Origin of the sequence: Microbacterium sp. CPCC 204701, from assembly GCF_004010105.1 — a bacterium.
GTDB lineage: Bacteria > Actinomycetota > Actinomycetes > Actinomycetales > Microbacteriaceae > Microbacterium.
Map to the genome: position 1 here is coordinate 1 of NZ_RRYE01000186.1, position 5,928 is coordinate 5,928.

The following is a 5,928-nucleotide window of genomic DNA, read 5'->3' on the forward strand; positions in this document are numbered from 1 at the left end:
TCGCGCGCGAGCTTGCGGATCGGCGGCTTCGCGACGACGCCGACGGATGCCGCGACCCGCTGCTCGGCCGGAGCCGCGGGCTTGCGGCGACGCGACTGCACGTGACCGCCGGTGCCGTAGCCCACGAGCACCGCACCCTCGCCGCCGTCCGCCGACGGGTCGCTGGGCCCGCCGTGCTCGGACTGACCGACGATCGTCGGGCCTGCGGCATCCGTCGTCGAGGCGATCGTGATGATCGGCGCCCCGACGTTCACGGTCTCGCCCTCGGCCGCGAGCACCTCGCCGACGGTGCCCGCGAACGGCGACGGCAGCTCGACCAGCGACTTCGCCGTCTCGATCTCGACGAGCACGTCGTTGACGGCGACCGTGTCGCCCTGGCGCACCCGCCACTGCACGATCTCGGCCTCGGTCAGTCCTTCGCCGACGTCGGGGAGGAGGAAGGTCTGAGTGCTCATGTTCGGTCCCTTTCAGCCGCTGCCTGCCCGCGAGAGTACAGCTGACGGACGAGGGGTAGGCAACTACCCACACTCTCGTCCATCAGGTGCACTCTCGCGGGAAGAGGGGCATGGTCAGTAGGCCAAGGCGCGGTCGACGGCTTCGAGGACGCGGTCGGCGTCGGGCAGGTACGACCCCTCGAGCTTCGCGGCGGGGAAGGGTGCGTCGAAGCCCGACACGCGCAGCACCGGCGCCTCGAGGGCGTAGAACGCCTTCTCCATGACGGTCGCGGCTACCTCAGAGCCCAGGCTCGTGAAGCCCGGTGCCTCCTGTGCGTAGACCATGCGGCCGGTGCGGCGCACCGAGTCGAGGATGGGCCCGTAGTCGACCGGCGACAGCGACCGCAGGTCGACGACCTCGCACGACGTGCCCTCGGACTCGGCGAGCGACGCGGCCTGCAGCAGCGTCGTCACCATCGCGCCGTGCCCGACGAGGGTGACGTCGGTGCCGCGGCGCACGACGCGCGACGCGTGCAGCGGCAGCGCACGGGCCGACGTGTCGACCTCGCCCTTCTGCCAGTATTTGCTCTTGGGCTCGAGGAAGATCACGGGATCGGCCGACGCGATCGCGTCCTGGATCATCCAGTACCCGTCGTTCGGCGTCGAGGGGCTCACGACCCGGAGTCCGGCGGTGTGCGTGAAGTACGCCTCGGGGCTCTCCTGGTGGTGCTCGACCGCGCCGATGTGCCCGCCGTACGGGATGCGGATGACGACGGGCATCTGCACCGCGCCCTCGTGGCGGTTGGTGATCTTCGCGAGTTGCGTCGTGATCTGGTCGAACGCGGGGAAGACGAAACCGTCGAACTGGATCTCGACGACCGGACGGAAGCCCGCCATCGCGAGGCCGATCGCGGTGCCCACGATGCCCGATTCCGCGAGCGGCGTGTCGAGCACGCGGCGGTCGCCGAACTCGGCCACCAGTCCTTCGGTGACCCGGAAGACGCCGCCGAGCTTGCCGATGTCTTCGCCCATGAGCAGGACGCGATCGCTTGCAGCCATCGCCGCACGCAGGCCCGCGTTGATGGCACGGCTGAGCGGCATGGTCTGGACGGCGGATGCCGTGGGCACGGGGCGTTTCGTCTCGTCGCTGCGCTCCTCGCTCAACGACCGGGATTGCACGGTCACGATGCGCCTCCCTCGAAGGATGCCTCGTAGTCGGCGAGCCACCGCCGCTGCTCGTCGATCAGCGGATGCGGCTCCGAGTACACGTGCGCGAACATGCTGTCGGCCTCGAGACCGCCGAGCGCGTTCGTGCGCGTGCGGGTGTCGTCGGCGAGGGCCTGGGACTCGGCATCCACGTCCGCGAAGAACTCCTCCGACGCGCCGCGCGCGAGGAGGTGCGCCTTCATGCGGGCGATCGGATCGCGGCGACGCCACGACTCCTCCTCGCCGGACGTGCGGTACTTCGTCGGGTCGTCGCTGGTGGTGTGCGCTCCGAGCCGGTACGTCATCGCCTCGATCGCACGCGGGCCCTCGCCGGCGCGCGCCTCGTCGAGCGCGCTGCGGGTGACGGCCCAGCTCGCGAGCACGTCGTTGCCGTCGATCGGGATGCTCGGCATCCCGTAGCCCTCGCCACGCTTGTACAGCGGCGAGCGCGACTGCGTCGACACCGGCACCGAGATCGCCCACTGGTTGTTCTGGAGGAAGAACACCTCGGGGGTGCGGTAGCTGTTGGCGAAGACCATGGCCTCATGCACGTCGCCCTGGCTCGACGCTCCGTCGCCGTAGTAGACGATGACGGCCTCGTCGCGCTCCGGGTCACCGGTGCCGCAGCGGCCGTCGAGCGTCAACCCCATGCCGAAGCCCGTGGCGTGCAGCGTCTGGGCCCCGAGCACGAGCGTGTAGATATGGGTGTTGCCGTTCTTCGGGTCGAACGGGTTCCAGCCGCCGTGCGTGAGTCCGCGCATGAGCCGGATGATGTCGATCGGGTCGACGCCGCGGATCTTGGTCACCACGTGCTCGCGGTACGACGGGAAGAGGTGGTCCTGGGGGCGGGCCGCCCGCGCCGAGCCGACCTGCGCGGCCTCCTGGCCGTAGCTCGGGGGCCACAGCGCCAGCTGGCCCTGCCGCTGCAGGTTGGTCGCCTGCACGTCGAACGCGCGGATGACGGCCATATCGCGGTAGAACTGCTCGAGGTCGGCGTCGGCGAGGCCTTCGACGAGATCGAGGTAGCGTTCCGCGGCCGGACTCGGCGCGAACGTGCCGTCCGCCTGGAGGAAGCGGACGAGGGCCGGATCATCGGGCAGGGTGTGTGCCGAGGGCGCCGTGGCGTCGGTCGTCACCGAATCTTCGGGCGAAGTCACCGTTCTACGCTAGCCGCCGCCCCGGATGACCCTCTGGGAGGTCCATCACAACGGATGTCGCGATCCGTAGGACCTTATCGACAGATCCCTCCTCGCCGACCGAGATCCGGATGCCATCGCCGGCGAACGGGCGGACGATGAGGCCCGCCTCTTCGAATGCCGACGCGAACGTCAGCGTCTCATCGCCGCTGGGCAGCCACACGAAGTTGCCCTGCGCGTCGGGGATGCTCCACCCGGCGTCGCGCAGCGCGGCCGCCAGTCGATCACGACGCCCCGCGATCTCGCGCACCCGCTCGAGCAGCTCGGCCTCCGCCTCGAGGCTCGCGAGCGCCGCCTCTTCGGCGTGCGCGGTGACCGAGAGGGGGATCGCGGTGCTGCGGGCCGCGTCGAGCACGCGGGGGTGGCCGACGGCGTAGCCGACGCGGAGACCTGCGAGTCCGTACGCCTTCGAGAAGGTCCGCAGGACGACGACGTTCGGCCGCCGCGGCCCGCCGGGCTCACGCAGGCCGTTCACGGCGTCGGGGGCGGTGACGAACTCGGCGTACGCCTCGTCGAGGATCACCAGCACGTCGGACGGGACCCGCTCCACGAACGCGTCGAACTCGGCCTGCGTGACGATCGGTCCCGTCGGGTTGTTCGGGCTGCACACGATGACGGCCCGGGTGCGCTCCGTGATCGCCTCGGCCATCGCATCGAGGTCGTGGCGCGCACCTCCGCCCAGCGGCACGTGCACCGCGGTCGCGCCTGCGACCACCGCGAGCCACGGGTACGCCTCGAACGACCGCCACGCGTAGACGAGCTCGTCGCCCGGGCCGCACGTCGCCTGCACGAGCTGCGCGAGGATCGAGACGCTGCCCGCCCCGATGTGCACGGCATCGACGCCGACCCCGAACCGCTCGGCCAGGCGCTCGCGAAGGCGGGTCGCCGAGGCATCCGGATATCGGTTCAGCGCCGTCGCCGCCCGCAGCCGCTCGAGAACGCCGGGGAGGGGATCGAAGGGGTTCTCGTTGCTCGAGAGCTTGAACGCCTCGGCGCCGGCCTGCCGGCCCTGCTTGTAGGGCGGCAGTGCGGCCACTTCGGGGCGCACGCGTACGGGGATGTCGGGCGCGTCGGTCACGCCCCGAGTCTACGAGCGACGACGGATGCCGGCCCCTCCGCGCCTTTTCGCGGGTCGACGGGCATGCCAGACTGGGCCCACTATGGGCTTTCTCATCCGCGTCGTGATCAACGCCTTCGCCATCTGGGTCGTGACCCTGATCCCCGCGCTGCAGGTCTTCGTGATCCCGTTCGCTCCGGGCGAGACTCTGCAGCTGGTGCTCACACTGCTGCTCGTCGCCGCGATCTTCGCGCTGGTCAACACGGTCATCGGCACCGTCATCAAGGTGCTGGCCTTCCCGCTGTACATCCTGACACTCGGCCTCATCGGCCTCATCATCAACGCGTTCCTGCTGTGGCTGACCGCGTGGATCACGGGCTTCTGGAACTGGGGCCTGCGCGTCGAGGACTTCTGGTGGGGCGTCGTCGCGGCGATCATCATCTCGCTCATCAACTGGGTCTTCGGCATCATCCTGCGCCCGCGCTCGAAAAGCTGACGTTCAGCCGCGGGTCGCGGCGTACTCGGTGACCTCGACGGACTCGGCGGCGCTCAATTCGTCGAACACCTCACGCAGACCATCGACGCGCGGGTCGGTCGAGGCGTCGATCAGCGCCGCGGTCTCGGCGTAGGCGATCATCCGGTGGCCGGGTACGCCGGCGTCCTCGAGACCGATCCCGGTGTCGGCCACGCGCTCGGCCACGAAGCTGCCGGGTGCACCGACGGGGGCGTTGTGCCCACCGCCGGCGAGCGCCGCCACCGGGTCGTCGGTGTGGCGCAGCGTCACGCTGAGCGTGCTCGTTCCGACGTCGGCTGCGACCGGGCTGCCGAAGGTGACGAGCGTGCGCGCGTCGTAGTCGCCTTCGAGCGCCAGATGCGACCCGATCATCGCCCCCTGCGAGTGTCCGAAGGCGTGGACGACGTCGCCCGGTTCCGCGCCCGCGTCGGCCAGTGCCTGCTTCGTCGCGGCGAACGATTCCGACTCGCGGCCGGTGAAGAGCTCGTGATTCGCCCGGTTGTCCCACGGATCGTTTCCTCCGTAGGCGAACGACTGCATCCCGGCGATGTAGACCGCGAACTGCTTCGAGCCGTCGGGCATCGTGTACCTTTCGACGCGCACACGGGATTCTCCGGCCCCCGGCATCCGCTGCACGACCGCTGCCAGGCTCTGCGGCGCACCCGCCACTGCCACCGGGCGCACCGTGGTGAGGGTCACCGGGCCCGCCTGCCCGGTGAGACGCGCGTCGCGGGAGAGGAGGCCCTGACCTCCGATCCCGAGCACCGCGGCGCCCGCGATGGTGCCGAGACCCATGGCGGCGCCGATGCCCACCCCGGCGGGACCGCCGACCTCGGAGCCGACGACGAGCCCGCTCTCGGCGGCCTGCCGAACGAGCTCGCCGGGCCAGTTGACCGCGCGGTCGAACTCGAGTCCGAGAGCTTTCCCCCACGCGTCGGGGTGCTGTTCGCTCAGGTGCGTCATCCGCTCATCGATCGCCGCCGCCCGGGCATGGTCGCCCGCCATCACCGCCACGCGGTGCTCGGCGTTCAATTCGACGAGCTCGTACGCGATGGCCGCTTCGCGCAGCGCCGCAGCGATGCTCTCGGCCTCCGCTCCGACCTCGACCAGCCGCTGGAACAGCACGGTCGTCGACGAGAACGCATCCCACGCCTGCTCGCGCAGGCTCAGCAGCACGCCTTGGGGAGTGCCGAGCCGTCGGCAGACTGCGTCGAGCTCCGCCTCTGCGGCCACGAACAGCGCAGCCGTGCGGCGCAGGGAGCCGGTGTCGACGGCCACGGCCCCGCCGCCCCGGATCTCGAGTCCGGTGCCGACTCGCGGCCAGGCCTCGACCATCTCGCTCAGGGACCCGCCGACATCGACGTCGCCCTTGCGGCCGGCGTCGGGCACGAGGTCGCCCTCGGGCAGTTCGCCGCTCATCGTGCGCCCGCCGGAGCGAAGGCCGCCGCGTAGGCGTCGGCCTCGCGGAGGGCGGCGCGATCACGAGCGTGCGCCGCATCCGTCCGCGCGGTCTCGGCGACG

The 5,928-nt window shown here is 70.9% G+C and carries 6 protein-coding genes; 1 reads left to right on the plus strand and 5 read right to left on the minus strand.

The genetic code is table 11. The features are described from left to right. The 4 genes from EIO58_RS11330 to EIO58_RS11345 all read right to left on the minus strand — a co-directional run. Nucleotides 1-455, minus strand: a 455-nt coding sequence (locus EIO58_RS11330) for a biotin/lipoyl-containing protein (RefSeq protein ID WP_342447975.1), incomplete at its 3' end; no start/stop codon positions are given. 114 nt (nucleotides 456-569) lie between these two features. Further along, the gene (locus tag EIO58_RS11335) at nucleotides 570-1,535 is read right to left on the minus strand and encodes an alpha-ketoacid dehydrogenase subunit beta (protein WP_127819633.1); all 966 of its coding nucleotides are present in this window, start codon (nucleotides 1,533-1,535) and stop codon (nucleotides 570-572) included. An 80-nt stretch (nucleotides 1,536-1,615) separates the two neighbouring features. Further along, nucleotides 1,616-2,740: a thiamine pyrophosphate-dependent dehydrogenase E1 component subunit alpha gene (locus EIO58_RS11340; protein WP_127819634.1), complete on the minus strand. Its 1,125-nt coding sequence runs from the start codon at nucleotides 2,738-2,740 to the stop codon at nucleotides 1,616-1,618. A gap of 61 nt (nucleotides 2,741-2,801) precedes the next feature. Further along, the gene (locus EIO58_RS11345) at nucleotides 2,802-3,914 is read right to left on the minus strand and encodes a histidinol-phosphate transaminase (RefSeq protein WP_127819631.1); all 1,113 of its coding nucleotides are present in this window, start codon (nucleotides 3,912-3,914) and stop codon (nucleotides 2,802-2,804) included. A gap of 82 nt (nucleotides 3,915-3,996) precedes the next feature. On the opposite strand from EIO58_RS11345, the gene EIO58_RS11350 reads away from it, so the two are divergent. After that, complete coding sequence (locus EIO58_RS11350) at nucleotides 3,997-4,389, plus strand: phage holin family protein (protein ID WP_127819632.1); 393 nt, start codon at nucleotides 3,997-3,999, stop codon at nucleotides 4,387-4,389. A gap of 3 nt (nucleotides 4,390-4,392) precedes the next feature. On the opposite strand, the gene EIO58_RS11355 is transcribed toward EIO58_RS11350, so the two are convergent. Further along, complete coding sequence (locus EIO58_RS11355; RefSeq protein ID WP_205789236.1) at nucleotides 4,393-5,826, minus strand: hypothetical protein; 1,434 nt, start codon at nucleotides 5,824-5,826, stop codon at nucleotides 4,393-4,395. Nucleotides 5,827-5,928: the final 102 nt, after the last annotated feature.